Here is a 17,584-nt window from a genome sequence, read left to right on the forward strand (position 1 = left end):
GAAGAAAGCTCATGGCGGAATATTTCATCACCAAGACCTCATTGGAGCAATCCAGCCTTTTGCTGGTGGATGACAATCCGGTCCTGGCCGCGAGTAGTGAAATTCTCGATGCCCTGCGCCAGTCGGGCGATCCGGGTCTTGCAAGCTTTCTGGCCGAACCGCTGTTGTCGCGCCCGGATGCGCAAGGTCAGGTGGCCGTGTCATGGTATTGCGACACCGAAGGCACACCCCGACCGATGGAAGGCCTCAGCGGTGCGATGCGCGAAGACGTGGCTGACCGGCTGGCCGAGCGGGTCGCCGCAGTGCGCGCCGTATCCGCCGCCAACCCCGATCTTTCCGCCAAGATTGATGCGGCCCTGTCGATTATTGCCAGATCCGATGTGCTGGTGGTGGGCGGGCAGCCTGTGCTGATCAACTGGGGGGCTGTTCCGCGCGCCGTTGTCGCCGGGCAAATGACCCAGGCTGCCCATTTTGACGCGACATTTGGCGAATTGCTGCCCCGAACATCCGAAGCTGCCGTGCCATTCACCAAAGCCGCCCCGGCCGCGGCTGTCGTCGCCGGGGCCGCCGCAACCGGGGCTGCCGCAAATGCGGCCCCTGCAGATACGTCCGATACAGCCCAGGACCCCCTGGGCGCCGTCCCCGTCCCTGACCCTGACCCTGAAAATGGCGATGGCGGCAACAGGCCAAGCGTACTGGCCGTTTTCTGGCCACTCGCAGCACTTTGTGTTCTGATGCTTTTGGTCTTGATCTGGCTGCTGCTGCCCGGCACCCGCCTGTTTCCGCCGGAACCATCAGCCGTGGCGCTTGAAATGCGGGATGGGTCCGAGGAAGCCCTGCGCGATATCAACCGCGGGTTGGAAGAACGGATCGCGATGCTCGAAGATGGGCTGGAAAACGGGATCTGCACGCCGGAAGGTGATTTCATCCTGCCCAGCGGGCGCACACCGGAAGGATTGCTGCCGCCCTCTGCCGACCCATCCACCGATGATGCCCGCCTGCAGGATAGTCCGCCCGAGGCATTGGTCCCCCCCAACCCCGAACGGGTTCAGGTGCCCCAGAACCGCACCGGCGAAGGCGAAACCGAAGACCAGGTCACCGGTATTGTTGATATCATCGAACAGAAAACCGTCCTGGTCATTGCCTCTGCCGCGGATGGTACCGGGTTCGGCACGGGGTTTTTTGTGGCACCGAACATCGTCTTTACCAACCACCACGTGATTGAAAGCGCCATCGTCAGCGGCGAGGTTCTGGTCATGAACGAGGCGCTTGGGGTGCCGACACCCGCCCGGATCATTCGGCATGATGGCCCGTTCGAGCAGACTGGCGGGGATTTCGCGCTGTTAGAGATTGAAGGGGCAAACGCGCCCTATTTCGATCTGCTCGCACCCGAGCAGGAGGTCAAGGGACAAGCCGCCATCGCCGCTGGTTTCCCCTTTGATATTGTTGGCAGCGATGTCCGTTTTCAGGACCTGATGGAAGGCCGCAGTACGGTTGCCCCTGATCTGGTCATCACCAATGGGATCGTGAACACCCAGCAGCAGATCGCCACAAATGTCAGCGTGCTGGTGCATTCGGCCTCTATTTCCAAGGGCAATTCCGGTGGCCCACTGGTTGATATGTGCGGCCGCGTGATCGGAATGAACACATTTGTGTCCGAACAGGCCTTCCGCAACCTCAATATTGCCCAGTCGATGCCATCGCTGCTGCGTTTTCTCGGCGCGGGTCAGGGGGGCGAGGTCACGATTGCCGATAGCGGCTGCGCACCAAATATCACACCGCCGCAGGCCCCCACGCCCGCACCCGAGGCCGAGGCAGCACCCGCCCCCGAGGACACCAGCGAATGACGACACCGCGCAGGATCGCCATTACGGGAACGGATGGCCTGCTGGTTCTGGGATCAGCGGGCCAACGATCTTACGAGATGATCTCGGCCACGATTGGCCGGTCCCTGTCGGATGCGCATGTCAATCTTTTTGCCGAACCTGTCGCATCGGATAATGGCGAGCTTACCGATTGGTATTCCAGCTTGCCGGGCGAAACCATGGCCCTGTCCGATCTGCCGGATGCGGACCAGCAGCTGGTTGAGGACAAGCTGTCCACACTGATGGATGACATCCGCGGTCTGGCGGCCGAGATGCGCGCATCGAAAGACGCAGCCACCCAACGACTGGCCGAGGCGTTGGACAATGCGGTGAAAATCCCCGGACCCAAAAGCGTCTTTGTCATCGCTGGCACAACCGAAGACGGCACCCGGGACCTGCAGCCTGTCCTGGTCGATTGGGCCAGCGTCGCGGAAAGCACCGCCGCCACAAATTCGGCGGGCCTTGTGGCCTGGACGCCCCGGCGCAGGCCCGTCGCGCCGCCGCCCTCGCCCGCACCAGCGCCACCCGTGGCCGAAACCGTCACCCCGGTTGTGCAGCCCGTGCCGGTTGCCGTCGATGATCGCAGGCAACGCTACTGGATTGGCGGACTTTTATCCCTGCTGCTGGCGCTCTTGACGGGCGCCGTGCTGTGGCTCTTGCTGCCTGCGTGCGGGGTCGCCTTGTTCGGCGGCAATTTCTGCCCTGCCGAAAGCACGGTTGCCGAAATCCGCGATGCGGACACGTTAGGCACGCTTAGCCGGGATCGGGCGGTGCTTGAAAACCGCGTCGCCCTGCTGGAGCGCGAGTTGCAGAACGTCCAGAACGCCTGCGCGCCGCTTCCGCCAGAACCCGAACCGGAACCGACACCACCCGAAGAACCGCAGGACGAAATCGACGAACGTCTTGAGCGCGAAGACGCCAGTTCGGGCGATCTGGATTTCGCGTTGGTCTGGGATTCGCAGGCGGATCTTGATCTGCATGTCACCTGTCCTTCGGGCGAGACAATCTATTACGGCAGAAGTTCGGCCTGTGGCGGTACACTGGATGTTGATATGAACGCCCGTGGCGTCCGGTCGGATGATCCGGTGGAACATATCTATTTCGTCGACCCGGCCGGTGGAACCTATAAGATCAAGGTCGTCTTCTACAATGCCACTAGCTTTGGGGGGACGCATGACTTTACGGTCAGAATTGCCTTTGGCGACAGACAGGAAGTGTTCCGGGGCAGCGTAAGCCAGTCGCGCACCACCTGGACCCAAGACTATGTCTATACTGAATGAGGAACGCTGACACGATGTTTGACAAGAATGAAGGGCTCGCAGACCTCCCCAAGTGGCAGGATGAGGTGACGATTGTACCTTTCTCAGGCATTCAGATTCTCGATTTCGGGTTCAAGATGGATGATGTGGCCAGCAAGGGCCGCTATCTGGAAAAGACCGTCGGCCATGAAGGCGACATGACCAAGCGGATGCTGATCCCGCTGCCGGCCAATGTTGATGAGGCGTCAGAGATCATCGACACCAAGGCCGAAGATGACCCCGATCCGTACACGATTGATCAGGAACGCGCCCTTGCCCCGTTTCTGAATACCTGGGTGCCCGTCCCCGTCTTGCGCATCAAACGTGACAAGGGGATCAAGCTGGGCGAGCGCTATGATCCCGGCCCCACATCATGGGCGCGCGTTCGGGTGACGGAACTGGAACAACCCGACCCCAAGACGGGCCACACCCACCGGGTGCATCTGGCGCTCGACACGATGCTGGGTGCAAAAAATGCGGCCGAGCGGTTTGTGGCCCCTGATGAGGATGACGTCAAAAACCCGCGCGAGTTCCGGTTCGTCAGCGATTCAAGTGCGGTCACCTGGTTTCTGAGCAACCCGCAATCATCCGAGGCCAGGCCCGACCTCACCGTCGATCATCAGCGCTGGGTCTCGGACTGGGTGCGCGAGCTGTTCATTGACTTCAAACAGCGCGAAGCCGCCGAAATGGACCGGGTCTTTCGCGAAGACAGGCTTAAGTATCATTTCGAACACTGGTCGCGCTATTTGCAGTTTCTGGCGACGGTTGATGCAGCGGTCGATATTCCGAAAATCCGGTTTCTCGATACCGTGTCACCGCGCGATGCGGTGCCGCCGGTCGAGGTTGATCTGGTTCTAGATATCGGCAACAGCCGCACCTGCGGGATTTTCATCGAACGTTTCCCCGATGGCAGCCAAGTTGACCTGACACGCTCGTTTCCGCTGCAGCTACGCGATCTGTCGCGTCCGGAATTCACCTATTCGGGGCTAATCGAAAGCCGGGTCGAATTTGCTGATCTGACCTTCGGCAAAGATCGTTATGCATCGCTTTCCGGGCGGGGCAACGGGTTTTTGTGGCCAAGTTTTGTACGCGTCGGCCCCGAGGCCCAGCGCCTGACCCAGGCCGAAATGGGGACAGAGACGACGTCGGGGCTTTCCTCGCCCAAGCGTTACCTTTGGGACACCGCCCCGACACGTCAGGACTGGCGGTTTCATAACCACACCGACCCCAACAACCTGCCCCGCAACGCGCGCGCGATCATGCTCTACCTCAATGAGGCGGGCGATGAACTGGCCGAGGTCGAACGCGAGATCAAGGAAGGGTTGCGGCGCAAGGAAGACACATCGCTTGCCTCGGCAATCCGGCCCCGGTTCTCGCGCTCTTCGGTCTATACGTTCATGCTGTGCGAGCTGATCTCGCAGGCCCTGATCCAGATCAATGATCCTGCGGGCCGTTTGCGCAGATATCAGACAAACCTGCCCCGGCGCCTGTCCCGGATCATCCTGACATTGCCCACTGCCACACCAGTTCAAGAGCAAAAGATCATCCGGTCACGCACCAATGCGGCCCTGTCACTGGTCTGGAAGCGGCTGGGGATCGCCAAGGGCAGTTCGAATATCTCGATCGAACCGGAACTGATTGTCGAATGGGACGAGGCAAGTTGCACCCAACTGGTCTATCTTTACTCTGAGATCGCCCAGCGGCTGAACGGCCAGATTGACGCCTATCTCGACCTCAAGGGGACCCGTCGCAGGCATCACGTCACCGGTGAGGTGCAGCCATCCATGCGGCTGGCCTGCATTGATATCGGGGGTGGGACAACCGACCTGATGATCACCACATATTTCGGCAAGGACAACGCGGTGCTGGACCCACACCAGACCTTCCGCGAGGGGTTCCGGATTGCCGGGGATGATCTGGTGCGCAAGATCGTCGCCGATATCGTGCTGCCGGAACTGGCCGCATCGGTCGAGGCGGCAGGCGGTCGCGACGTGGCAGGCCGGTTGCGCGAGCTGTTCGCGGGTGATGTGGGCGGGATCGACGCCCAGCAGGTACAAAAGCGGCGCCAGTTCACCTTGCGTGTTTTGCAGCCCCTTGCGGTTGCCCTGATTTCGGCGGCTGAGACCGCGACCGATGACGCCGATATCGTGGCATCCGTCAATGATATCCTGGGTGTATCCCCCGATCCAAACCACGCGGCAGAGCTGGCCGCGCAGGAAAATTTGGCGCCCGATGCCCCGGTGCCGGAACCGCGCATGCTTTTGAATGTGCCCGAAACCGTCCGCGACTACCTCGAAACGCCGATGCGTGCACAAGGGGCGCCGAACTGGACCCTGCAGGATCTGGAGTTCTCGACCACCGTGACCGCAATCGACACTGTCGTGCGTGATGTGTTTCACGGCGCGCTGGACAACATGCTTGAGGTGATCGACCACCTTGGCGCCGACGTCGTGCTGCTGACAGGGCGGCCCTCGCGCCTGCCGGTGGTCCGGGCCATGGTCGAAGAGGCGATGGTTGTTCCCCCCGACCGCATTGTGTCCATGCATACCTACCGGACGGATCGCTGGTATCCTTACAGAAACCTGATCACCCAGCGCATTGATGATCCCAAAAGCACCGTTGCGGTTGGCGGTATGCTGATTGCGCTGTCGGGCAGTCGCATGCCGAATTTCAAGGTCCAGACCGAGGCTTACCGCATGCGTTCAACCGCCCGCTATATCGGCCCGATGGAAAATAACGGCCAGATCATGCAAGCCAATGTGTTGTTTCACCCCGGTAATCCCGCGGCCGGGCAAAAGGCCAATACCCGCGCCGAACTGAACCTCTATAATCCGCGCCCAATCGGGTTCCGGCAGCTCCCGCTTGAACGCTGGACGACGACGCCGCTTTATCAACTCGATTTTGCAAATGATGCCGCACGCGCGCGTCCGGCCCCGTTGCGGGTCATTCTGGCCCGGCCCGAAACCGAGGATGAAGAAGAAAACATGTCGCTCGAAAAACTGATGCATATCGAGGCCCTGCAAGAGGCGTTTATCGTCGACGAGGTGTTCGACGGGATCGGCGACGAGTTAAGCAAGTATGACGTGCATCTGGGGCTGCAAACGATGGGGCTGCAAACCGCCTATTGGCTGGATACGGGGATTGTTGGGGAATGAGCGAGGCACAAACAGACGGCCAAACCGCCCTGATCGCACGGTGCAACACATTCATCGAGCAGACGAAGGCGGGCATCGACTGGGTCAAGCTGGAGGAGAATGCCGAAACGGTCGGCGTTCAGCGCGAGTCGATTGAACGGAACTTTCGCCGGTCCATCCGCAGGGCAGGCAAGCTGCGCGATGCGGCAGGCACAAATATGGCCGTCAGCGTCTTTGGCCCCTCGCAGAACGGCAAATCCTTTCTGGTATCCGTGCTGGCACGCCCCGAGAACAAACCGCTGATTTCTGCATTCAACGATCCCGACGGCGCGCTGAGCTATATTCGCGACATCAACCCCGCCGGCGAGGGCGAAAGTACAGGCCTTGTAACCCGTTTCACGATGGAACGGGGCCAGACGCCGGCGGGCTATCCGATCATGCTGCAGATGCTGACTGTTTCGGACATGGTCCAGACCATTGGCAACACGTTCTTCATGGATGGCGACCAGTCCGAACAATCCCCCGAAGTCAGCGACATCGCCGCGCATGTGGGCAAATTTGCGGATCGAGCCAAGGCAGGCGGGCTGACCAATAACGGTCTGACCGAAGATGATGTCTGGGAAATTGCCGACTATGTCGAGCGCAATTTCAAAAGCTATGCCTACGCCAATGCGCTTGCGCCCTTCTGGCCCGAGGCGGCCAAGATCGCGCCTGCCCTGCCGCTTGCCGATCTGGGCAGTTTCTTTGCGATTGTCTGGGGCAACCACAAGGAATTCACGCAAGTTTTTCAGCGCCTTGTCGAGGGGTTGAGCAAGATTGGTTTTGCAACGACGGCCTACGCGCCGATGGCCGCGCTTGTGCCGCGCCAAAGCTCTATCATCGACGTTGCACAGCTTTATCTGCTGGATAAAGACGACACCTCCATGCTGGAACTGTCGCTGCCCGATGGCCAGACCATGAGCCTGCAACGCAGTGTCGTCTCGGCGCTGACCGCAGAATTTGTCCTGCCGATGCAGGATCTGCCTGATCCGATGTTCCAGCAAACCGATCTGTTGGATTTCCCCGGCGCCCGGAACCGCTTTTCCGACCCGCTAGAGCGGACATTCGTCGACCCCGAAGGCGGCATTGGCCGTCTGCTATTGCGCGGCAAGGTCGCCTATCTGTTTGATCGCTATGTCGAAGACCAGAAGATCAACGCGATGCTGCTGTGCATTCGCGACAGCAATATGGATACGATTGATCTGCCCCGGCTGATCGAAAACTGGATCGGGTTGACCCAGGGGGCAACCCCGCAGATGCGCCAGCAGGCCGCCTGCATCCTGTTTTTTGTCATGACATTCTTTGACAATCATCTGGTGGACAGTGCCGCGGCCAGCGAGGATTCATTCCGCTTTGAAAAACGGGTGGACGAATCCCTGTTGAAAGGGTTCCGGTCCGGTGACTGGATCGCCGAATGGACCCCGGGGCAGAAATTCAACAATTGCTACTGGATGCGAAACCCCAATTATCCCGCAGAGCCGTTCTTTACCTATGACCGCACGCAGGATCCCTGGCTGGAAACATCAAATCCCGACAAGGCCGGTCGTCTGGCCGAACTGCGCAACGGCTGCTTGTCCGCACCGCTGGTACAAGCGCATTTCGCCGATCCCGAAGCCGCGTGGGATGCCGCTATGACCGCCAATGACGGTGGGGTCAGTTATCTGAAAACCAACCTGCGCCCGGTCTGCAAGCTTGATCGCAAGCTGGACCAGATCAACGTTCAGGTCGCCGCACTTGAGGAAAGCGTCGCCTCGACCCTGCGCCCGATGTATGTTTCCGACGATTTCGAAAAACGGCGCAAGGAAAAGCAACGGGCCGCCGATGCGGTGCTGGATGGGCTGCTGACATCGCTGGATCGCCGCAACTTTGCGCAGTTTCTGGCCGAAATGATGGTGGATTCCGACGTCGTCGTGGATGAGATGTCGAAAGTCCCCGGCAATATCAGGATCAGCAATGCGGCAGGCAGCGCATCAGCTGCGACAGAATCGTCGACCCGCCGGCTTTTGCCGCGTCGTGGCCAGGCCGCACCCCCACCCCCGGCCGAGGATGCACCCGCTGGCGAATTGCAAACAATGACCCGGGCCGAGTTTCAGACACAGGTTGTTCTGAAAAACTGGTTCGACCGGCTTGAAGCGCTCAAGCGGGATCGCGAATTGTTCAAGACTTACGGGCTGACCCGCGAGGCAATGACAGATCTCGCGGCCGAGATGGTGCAGGCAAGCCGCCGTATCGACTTGCAGGGGGCGATCCGCAAGCAACTGGACGATTCAGGCTATGGGTTGACCCTGGATGGTCAGGCCCGGCCTGCGGCACTGCTGGCATGCGAGCGGCTCAACCGGTTTGTCACGACCCTGGGTCTGGAGGACGTAGCCCCCACTGATCGGCCCGTGATCGAACCGCATCCCGATGACCCCGGTGCCGACGCGGTCACCGTATTTGCACCCCGACCCGTCAGGTCGTCGGTCATGGACCTGCCGCAGACCCCGCGCCCGACGCTGACGGATTTCTTCCAGAACTGGGCCCATGCGCTGGATTACGCGTTCGTCGAAAACGCGTCATTCCTTGGTGGCGGACAGGTCAATTCCACCCAAAATCGCGCGCTTGGGGCGATCTTGCATGAATTGTCAGGTGAGGAGGAGTAGTCAGATGTCAAACTCAGTCACGCTGCACCCCTCGCCCAACCATCCCTCGGGCGGTTTTGCCATTGTCAGGGTGTCAAACCCGCTTGGCCTGTCCCAGACCGCCCGGATTTCTGTCTATCACATGTTCATGGAACGCTACCTTGGCGAACATGACTGGCAGCCCGACAGCCATGATTTTGGCCCCTACGAGATATTGCAGGCCGAGGATCCACATGCGATCGAGTTCTGCATCGGCCCCGAGATCGTTAATCGGGTCGAAGGGTTCACCAGCGTCAAGGTCGAGGTCGGCGGCCACCCGACCACCCTGACATGGCCCGAAAACATCTTGCAGGACGAATCCGCCGTTCCCTATGGCACGATCTATCGCCCACCAGAACCCACAGAACCCCCGCAACAGGACCTTGTGGGGCAAACGCAGGATGCGCCGGTCGCACCACCGCCAGAGCCCGAGGTCATTGCAGAACCACCTGCTCCTGAACCCGAGCCGGAGCCGACACCCGCCCCGCCGACACCGCCGCCACCTGAACCCGAGCCGGAGCCCGAGCCGGACACAGGCAAAGGATCACCACTGCCCTGGATCATTCTTGGCATTTTGCTGCTGTTGCTGATTGCGGGCGTGGTTTACTGGTTCATGTTCGTGCGCGATGCGGATGGTACCGACGATACCGACACGACGCCCCCGACGGAAACAGAGACAAGCGATGGCGGACCGGTGCTTCGCCCACCCGAGGAAACCAATTGCAGCGTCAGCTATGCTGCGAATTTCCCGCAGGGTCCGTTGGCCGCACTTGTGCAGTTGGCCGACCTGTCTGACGAGGGCAATTGCGAGCCGCCCATCGACGACCAGTTCGCGTTGCGCGTCATCGAAAGCGCCGCCGCCGGCGGATCAGCCGAAGCGCTTGCCGCATTGGGTGACGTCTATAACGGCTTTGTCGACGACCCCATTATCGAGGGGCGCCTTGGCCTGGCACTTTCCGACGATGCGGCGATTGCGTTTGACTACTACCGGCGGGCGCAGGCCGCCGGTGCGACAGACCTGTCCGCACAGCTTGGTCCGCTTTGCGACGGCACTGCTGACACGCAGGACTTTCTACTGATCCAGGACCGACAGGAGCTATGTGTACCATGATTTTCAGCCACGCATCACGACCCTTGATGGCTGCGATTGTGGCCGCGGGACTGGCATTTGCGGCGCCTTTCGCCGAGGCCGCCCCCCTATTGGTCGATGGCAAGCAAACCGTCTATCAAAGGGTCCTGACCCGGCCCGATGTCAGCCTGTATGACGCGCAGGACGGGGCAGTCCAAAGCCAGTTCACCCCGTTCGAGCCGCTTTATGTATTCGAGCGCACGGCCGCATGGCTGCAGGTCGGCCGGTCCGCCAGCGGCGAGCCGATGGGCTGGGTCAAGGTCGAGGATGTCGTTGACTGGAACCAGAATATCGTGGCGGCCTTTACCAACCCCGCCAACCGCACCCGGCAGATCATGTTTGATACGCTTGATGATCTCTATTGGTTGATGAACCACGAGGCCGTGATTGACCTGCACCCTCAGCTGGTCACGGAAATCGACGCAGGCTCTGTCCGCGATGGCCGTGGGATTGTGGGTGTCGAGCCCCCAGAATTCATTGATATTCAGGGCAATTTCTACATCATGCCAATCCTTGATTTCACCGAGGACCTGCACCCGCTTTCCGCCGAACGAAACCTGATGATGGAAGTTGCCACCATCCCGCTGGAAGAAAGCGACGGCGGTGCGGGCCTTGCGGACCCGTTTGATGTGGGCGTTGTCTTTGTCATCGACACAACCGCGTCCATGGATGTGCATTTCCCGGTCGTGCAGGCCCAGGTTCAGGATTTGGTCAACCGCATCGCAGGATCCGATGTGGGATCGCGAGTGAATTTCGGGATTGTTGCCTTCCGCGATGATACCAGCGGCGATTATGATGCGTTGGAATACCGGGTCCGCGAGGTCTTGCCGCTGGAACGGCGGGCCGATCAGACCATTGTCGTGGATACGCTGGGTGGACTGGAAGATGCTGGTATCTCCAGCCCCGGGGTCAGCGAAGACAGCTTCTCTGCCGTCAGCTATGCGCTGCAGGATGTGGATTGGTCCGGTGGCGGGCGCCCGTTTGGCGGCAAATACATCGTGTTGATCACGGATGCGGCCCCAAAACTGCCCGGACAATCGGGCGGCACCAATGCACGCGACACCTACGATTTCACTGCGCAGGATTTGCAGGCCACGGCAGAGGCGCTGGGAACCGGCATCATTGCTATTCACCTCAAGACCGCGACCGCGGGCGAGGCCAATCACCAACTGGCCGAAACGCAGTATGACATTCTGACCAGCTTTGGCGGTACAAGCCATTATTCCGGGATCGAAGGTGGCAGTGCCGATGCGCTGGCCGCCGAAACGGACCGTATCGTCACCTTCGTCAAGGATGAGGTCTTGCGCGCGGATGGCGCCACACCGGAACAATCCGACGATGACACTGGCACGGCCTTGCTGGAATTGGGCAATGAATTGCGGCTGCGCTATCTGGGCCAGCAACGTGGAACCGCCGCCCCCGATATCGTCCGTTCATGGGTATCGCAGCTGGGGGTCGATGATCCGCGCCGCGAGGCGATGTCCTTCCGCCTTCTGGTCACCCGCAATGAGTTGGCAACGATGGCCGACTTGCTGGACGAATTCTACAATATCGGGAACACCTTTCAGGACGACACCGATATCGAGGATTTTCACACCAATATTCGCGAGGCCATTGTCAGGCTGGCACAAAACCCCGAGCGCGTGATCAACCCGTCGGCAGAACGATCAGGCGACGCATTAGAGTTCCTGTCTGATCTTCCCTATCGCAGCCAGTTGCTGCGGATGAGCGCGGATTTCTGGATTGAAAACCCCGGACAGCGTCGGGTGATTCTGGACGGGCTGAACTCCAAGAAACGCAGCTATCAACGGTGGCTGACAACCCCCGATGTCTGGGTTCCGCTTTACGAGGGTGCGCCAGACAGCGAATGGGTCACCGCCCTGCCGATAGAGTTTCTGCCCTAACTCATGGAGGCGCTGATCACCTGCCCCGCGCTAAAGGTCAGCCTGCAGGATGCCGCAGGTGTGTTCACGTTGCAGGCAGATGATTTCCGGATCACACCGGGTGAGGCCGTGGCCATTACAGGCCCCAGCGGTTCGGGCAAGTCGCTGTTTCTCGAGGCGCTATCCCTTGTCCGCCGGCCGGATGATGGCAGCGCCATCGTGTTTCATTTTCCAGATGGCGACATCGCCCCGGTCCCGTTTTGGGACGCCCCGGGCGGCGATACTGATCTGGCCTTTCTGCGCCGCAAACGGTTTGGGTTTGTGCCGCAAACGGGCGAATTGCTGCCATTTCTGTCTGTGCGCGAAAATATCATGCTAAGCCAGCAGATGAACGGGATCACCGACACCGATTTTGTGGCCTATCTGCTGGATCGGCTGGACCTGACGCAGGCCATTGACGCTGCCACCAGTCGCCTGTCGGTTGGTGAGCGCCAGCGCGTGGCCATTGCCCGCGCCCTTGCCCATCGCCCGGCCATCATCATTGCCGATGAGCCGACCGCGCCGCTTGACCCGCAGCGCAGCGATGTGGCGGTGCGTCTGCTTGTCGAACTGGCCAAGGCGCAAGATGCGGCATTGATCCTGTCCACGCACGATATGGGAATTGCGCGAGGGCATGGATTGACCCGCTGGGTCTGTGCCGTTGGCGGAAACGAGGATCACGTGATCAGCCGTCTGATCCCCCATGCCCAATCGGTTGCTGCATGAAGGCGCTGGTGCTCAAATTATCCCTGCGGGACATGCTGCATCACCGGCTTGAGCTGCTTTGCAATCTTGCGCTGATCCTTGGGATTGTCGTGCCGTTGCTGGCGGTTCTGGGCGCCAAGAACGGGCTGACCGCAGGGCTGCTTGACCGGCTGAACCAGCAACCTGGCTTGTTGGACATCGAAACCACCGGCAACGAGGCTGTCTCTGACGCGCAGTTTGATGCCGTCGCAGCGCTCGACGGCGTGGCCTTTGCCATCCAAAAAAACCGCAGCCGCAATGATTTCATGATTGCGAAACTGGCAGAGGGCACCCGGTTTTCAAACGCCCGGATTATTCCGACCCGCGCCGGTGATCCGCAACTGGGGGCGTTGGCGGCACCAACCATGACCAACGTGATTGTCAGCGCTGGTCTGGCAGCAGCCCTTGGCGCAGAAACCGGCGACAGCCTGACCGTGGCAACCGACGCGCCCGGCCGATCCAGACAGGCCCGGACCAGCCTGATCATCGACGCGGTCTTGCCCGAGGCTGCGCTGGACGGCGTCGCCATCCTTGTCCCCCTCACATTCGCCGAACAGCTCGAGGCTTTTGCCGAGGGTTTTGCGATCCCTGATTTCGGGATCACCGAAGGGCGGGACCTGTCGCAACGGATCACCACATATGAGGGCCTGCGGGTCACGGTCGATCAGCTTACCGATGTGGGACCTGTCGCCAGCCAGATACAGGCCATGCTGAACCGCAATACAAATTCCAAGGCCGCACAGATCGCAGGCACCTTGCTGACCGTCCAATATCTGGCCAGGGCCTTTGCAATCATCGCGCTGGTCGGGGCGGTGGGGGTGACAGCCGCACTTGCCGCGTCGCTGGTGAACGCGGTTGTTCGCAAAAGGCGGGCGATTGCCACGGTCATGCTGCTGGGTGCTGCACGCAAGGACATGGTGCTGTTCCCGGTCGCCCCTGCGCTGATCACGATCATGGTAGGGCTGCTGCTGTCGCTGCTATGCTATGTGGGGCTGGTCGCATTGGCCAATGCGCTGCAGGCAGGTGGCGGCCCGGGCGTGGCAATGCGGCTGCCGGGTGCAGATATCGCGCTGCTGCTTCTGGGGGGCATCCTGTTGGCCGGGCTAGTCAGCGCGCTGGCCATCCGAAAACTCTTTTCCGTTGATCCTGCCATCATATTGAGGGACCAGTCATGATCAGATTTGCACTTGCCTTGGCCTGCCTGGCCAGTCCGGTTGCGGCAGACATCACCTGGCAGCCGAATTTCTATGACCGGGGGCGCAGTCTGTCGCAGGCCGATGAACCCGATCTGATCCTGCCGATGCCCTGCGGCGGCGCGATGGCATTTCAACGGGTTGATGTTTTTGTCGATGGGAATGACCGGCTGAGTGACAAGGCGCTCCGCCACGGGGAATCCAGCACGCAATACGGCTATCGGAATTATTTGCGGCGCGAGCATTTGCGCGGACCATTCCAGGGGAATGAGCCGACGAAAACCTACTTCTTTCTGGCCCGGTACGAGCTGACGGAACTGCAATACAGCGCTCTGACCGACCCCGATTGCGGCTTCCGGCCATCCGCGATCATGACTGTGCCCAAAACCGGCGTGTCCTGGTTCGAGGCGCAGGATATCAGCCGGATCTATACCGAATGGCTCTTGGCCAATGCGCCCGACAGCCTGCCAGAGCCGCGCGATGGCGGCCTGTCATATCTGCGCCTGCCAACCGAGGCCGAATGGGAGTTTGCGACCCGTGGGGGCGAGACAGTTGACGACCTCGACTATACGGGCCTACGGCATCCGATGGACGAGAATCTGTCATTCTACGCCCAGTTCGGGGGCGACGGTACAGCACCGGTCGGGACGCGCGCACCGAACCCGCTTGGGCTTTTTGACATGCTTGGCAATGTTGAAGAGATGATGCTGGAACCATTTCGGCTGAATGCGCTGGGGCATACCCATGGCCAGATCGGTGGTATGGTCACGCGCGGCGGGTCCTACCTGTCGGAACCCGGTGATTTGACCAGCGCCGCCCGCACCGAATGGTCGTTCTACAACACCCGCCGCGGCACCGCACAGGCCCCCGAAACCGTCGGGTTCCGGTTGGTGATCGGGGCAACCGCATTGGGCCGCACCGGGGCAGAGCAGATCGGCGAAGACTGGCGTGCCCGGTTTGAAGGTGATCCTGACGAGGTCGACTCGCCCATTACAATCCTGATCGACATGATCGACGAAAGCATTGACCCGACCCAGACAGAGGCGCTTGAAACTGTCGTACTGGACCTTGCAACAGCCGAGGACGCGGCGCGCACCGCGCGGGCAAGTCAGCTGAATGCAACGCTGGAACTTGCCACGACCACCTTGTCGATGATCCGATTTCAGGGACGGCGGGCCGTCTCGATCCAGGACAGGATCGACAAGGACCTCGCCGATATTGCGTTTCTGGAGGGCAAGACCGATCAGGTATCAATTGACGCGCGCGATCAGATCATCGCCAGCATGCCGCAATTCGAGGCGCTGTTGGCCGATGTCACCCAATCCATCCGCAACCAGGTTGGTGCCTATGCGCGGGGCTTGAACCTGCTGGCCGATGCGCAACCCGCAGAGGTTGAAACCGCATTCACCATCTACCGATCCGAACTGGAAAGCCGCAATGGGGATGAATTTCTGGACCTGCTGGTCAAATTACGCGATCATTTGGATGTATTGATTGAGAATCAGGGCCTTTCCGCCGACGCGCTTATCGAGTTGGCATTGCGGCCATAGGTATTTGTTTTGAGGGTTTTATGTTTCGCATGACCGGCATCGCATTGGCATTGACCGCCACAATTGCATGCGCCCCGAACGCATATGACGAAAGTGGCGCGGTCATTGCGCCGCCGACAGCGCGCGCCGCACAGGTCCCGACACCCGCCCTGATTGACCGCGAGTTGCGCAATCTGGCCACGTCACTGGACGAGACACAAGCGCTCAAGACCGTTGCGGCGTTTACCGCAGCGGCCATCATTGCATGCCAGATACGTGACTGCCCAAAGGGTTTCGAGGCGCAGGTGATGCTGAATGGCACGCAATCATCCCTGCAGAACACATCACCGGTCAATCCGGATATCGCCAATTCGCGCGGGCAGGCCTTGCGTGGTTTTGAATATGCCCAAAAGCAAACCGTGCAGATGGAACAGCTGGCATCCGTCGCACAGGCGATGGCCTTTATCGCCCGGCGGGATGCGGATGCTTTGACAGGCACGCAGCCCCCCGCGACCACCGCGCAAAGGGCTGCCTGGGCCGACCTCTATGCAGATCGCGAGGCCCGGCTGTTCACGCTTGTTCCCGTGGTCGCGCGTAAGGCTGACAATATGCGCCGCACTGCCCAAGGCGTCGCGGCCCGCATCCCGGATCCGCAATTGGCAATCAACTACCGCAATCTGGCCCAGCGCCAGACCGCAGCCGCCCGCGACACGCTGCGCTATGCATCAGGTGTTCGCGCCGCAACGAAACGGCTGCGCAGCGAAACAACGCAATAATCAATGAAACATATAAATAGTTCATAATGGGGATAGAAATGAGAAAATTCAGGATATTAGGCGCAGGCCTTGCGCTGACTGCGATGCTGGCTGCCTGTGCGCCCGATGGTCAGGGTGGCACGAATAATCTTGCGTCTGATCTTGTCACGCTCAGCGGCGGGTCGGCGGGGCAATCACCACAACAACGCGAATTGTCAGCCCGGCAGCGCGACTATGCCAAGGCGCGCGTTCAGGCCGTTGGCGTATCGGTCGCAACCGTGCTGATCGGCTGCCAGATCAGGGGCTGCACCAATGAACAACGCAACCAACTATTGGCGACGGCGGTTGTTGGTGGGTATCTTGTCGGTGGCTATCTGACGAACCGTGACGCGGAATTCCAGGGCACCCAAGAGACCCTGCGCAAGGATATTCAGGTCGCGCGCGAGGACAATGCCCGCCTCAGCCGCAGTGTCAGTGCCGCCAAAAGCGTTGTCAGCTATCAGCGCCAGGAGATAGCGACCCTGAACCAGGGCCTTGCGAATGGCTCAGTCACGACTGCAAACTACAAGGCCAAGCTTGCCGGTATGCAGCAGGATGTTGCCGCAACCCGCAATATCCGCCGTGATGCGGAACAGAACGTGCAAGCGCTGAACAACTCGATCCAGCGTCACCAGCAAGCAGGGCTGAGCACTGCGCAGCTTCGCCAGGAACGTGCGCGACAGCAGGCCCGGATCAACGAATTGCGGTCCGAAGAAAACCGGATGCTGGCCAATATCGCCCGCGCACCAGCCGAGGTGCGGGCATGAGCATTATTGGCATCAAGGGGACAGGCATTGTTGCCGCGTTCGTTCTGACAGGGCTTGCCGCCTGCACAGACCCAAATCAGGACGCTTGCGGAAACGCCAATCGCTCTGCCTCTTTAGGTAATCTGGCGGGCAATGCGCTCAGCGGGTCCTATGGCGATTGCATCGACAGCCTGCAGCAGGAATTGCAGGGGCTGCGCCTGGAAGGCCGGCAGCTTGAGGCCGAGGCAAGCAGGCTGAACAGCTTGTCCGCCAGTCTTAGCGGCGAACGCCGGGCCGCTGCGCAACGGCTTGCCAGCCTGAACGCGGAACAGGCTAACCTTGTCAGCCAAATCGCACAGGCCGGCCAAAGCGGCAATGCATCCGAGGCGCAGGTCCAATCGGTCATCAATCAGGAACGCAACCTGCGGTCTGATATCGCAAGCGCCGGTGACGGGGTTGATCCCGATACAGCAGCCCTGCTGGAACGCAGACAGGCCGAGCTGGATCAATTGGCGCTGGACCTGCTCTAGC

The 17,584-nt window shown here is 60.5% G+C and carries 12 protein-coding genes; all 12 read left to right on the forward strand.

All coding sequences use genetic code 11. The features are described 5' to 3' along the window. Positions 1–11 precede the first annotated feature (11 nt). From AABB31_RS10365 to AABB31_RS10420, 12 genes are read left to right on the forward strand one after another with little or no spacing between them, the layout of a single operon-like run. On the forward strand, positions 12–1,847 hold the full coding sequence (locus AABB31_RS10365) for a S1C family serine protease (RefSeq protein ID WP_373635720.1): 1,836 nt from the start codon (positions 12–14) through the stop codon (positions 1,845–1,847). Beyond that, positions 1,844–3,145: a hypothetical protein gene (locus AABB31_RS10370; protein ID WP_342078215.1), complete on the forward strand. Its 1,302-nt coding sequence runs from the start codon at positions 1,844–1,846 to the stop codon at positions 3,143–3,145. The genes AABB31_RS10365 and AABB31_RS10370 overlap by 4 nt, the downstream gene beginning before the upstream one ends. Before the next feature lie 14 nt (positions 3,146–3,159). Continuing rightward, positions 3,160–6,318, forward strand: coding sequence for a virulence factor SrfB (locus tag AABB31_RS10375; RefSeq protein ID WP_373635721.1), 3,159 nt, complete (start codon positions 3,160–3,162; stop codon positions 6,316–6,318). Next, on the forward strand, positions 6,315–8,978 hold the full coding sequence (locus AABB31_RS10380) for a virulence factor SrfC family protein (RefSeq protein WP_373635722.1): 2,664 nt from the start codon (positions 6,315–6,317) through the stop codon (positions 8,976–8,978). The genes AABB31_RS10375 and AABB31_RS10380 overlap by 4 nt, the downstream gene beginning before the upstream one ends. A 4-nt stretch (positions 8,979–8,982) precedes the next feature. After that, positions 8,983–10,107, forward strand: coding sequence for a hypothetical protein (locus tag AABB31_RS10385; RefSeq protein ID WP_342078210.1), 1,125 nt, complete (start codon positions 8,983–8,985; stop codon positions 10,105–10,107). A 26-nt stretch (positions 10,108–10,133) separates the two neighbouring features. Beyond that, a complete protein-coding gene (locus AABB31_RS10390; RefSeq protein WP_342078209.1) occupies positions 10,134–12,029 on the forward strand; it encodes a vWA domain-containing protein in 1,896 nt (631 codons plus the stop codon). A 3-nt stretch (positions 12,030–12,032) separates the two neighbouring features. Further along, positions 12,033–12,773, forward strand: coding sequence for an ATP-binding cassette domain-containing protein (locus AABB31_RS10395; protein ID WP_342078208.1), 741 nt, complete (start codon positions 12,033–12,035; stop codon positions 12,771–12,773). Next, positions 12,770–13,966 carry an FtsX-like permease family protein gene (locus AABB31_RS10400; RefSeq protein WP_342078207.1) on the forward strand — a complete coding sequence of 399 codons (1,197 nt, stop codon included), beginning with the start codon at positions 12,770–12,772 and terminating at the stop codon, positions 13,964–13,966. The genes AABB31_RS10395 and AABB31_RS10400 overlap by 4 nt, the downstream gene beginning before the upstream one ends. Continuing rightward, positions 13,963–15,534, forward strand: coding sequence for an SUMF1/EgtB/PvdO family nonheme iron enzyme (locus AABB31_RS10405; protein WP_342078206.1), 1,572 nt, complete (start codon positions 13,963–13,965; stop codon positions 15,532–15,534). The genes AABB31_RS10400 and AABB31_RS10405 overlap by 4 nt, the downstream gene beginning before the upstream one ends. Before the next feature lie 20 nt (positions 15,535–15,554). After that, the gene (locus AABB31_RS10410) at positions 15,555–16,289 is read left to right on the forward strand and encodes a hypothetical protein (RefSeq protein WP_342078205.1); all 735 of its coding nucleotides are present in this window, start codon (positions 15,555–15,557) and stop codon (positions 16,287–16,289) included. Between the two features lie 38 nt (positions 16,290–16,327). Next, on the forward strand, positions 16,328–17,074 hold the full coding sequence (locus AABB31_RS10415; protein WP_342078204.1) for a hypothetical protein: 747 nt from the start codon (positions 16,328–16,330) through the stop codon (positions 17,072–17,074). After that, positions 17,071–17,583, forward strand: a complete 513-nt coding sequence (locus tag AABB31_RS10420; protein WP_342078203.1) for a hypothetical protein — start codon at positions 17,071–17,073, stop codon at positions 17,581–17,583. Before AABB31_RS10415 ends, AABB31_RS10420 begins: the two co-directional genes overlap by 4 nt. Position 17,584 lies beyond the last annotated feature (1 nt).

The organism is Yoonia sp. SS1-5, from assembly GCF_038443705.2.
Classification (GTDB): Bacteria; Pseudomonadota; Alphaproteobacteria; order Rhodobacterales; family Rhodobacteraceae; genus Yoonia; species Yoonia rhodophyticola.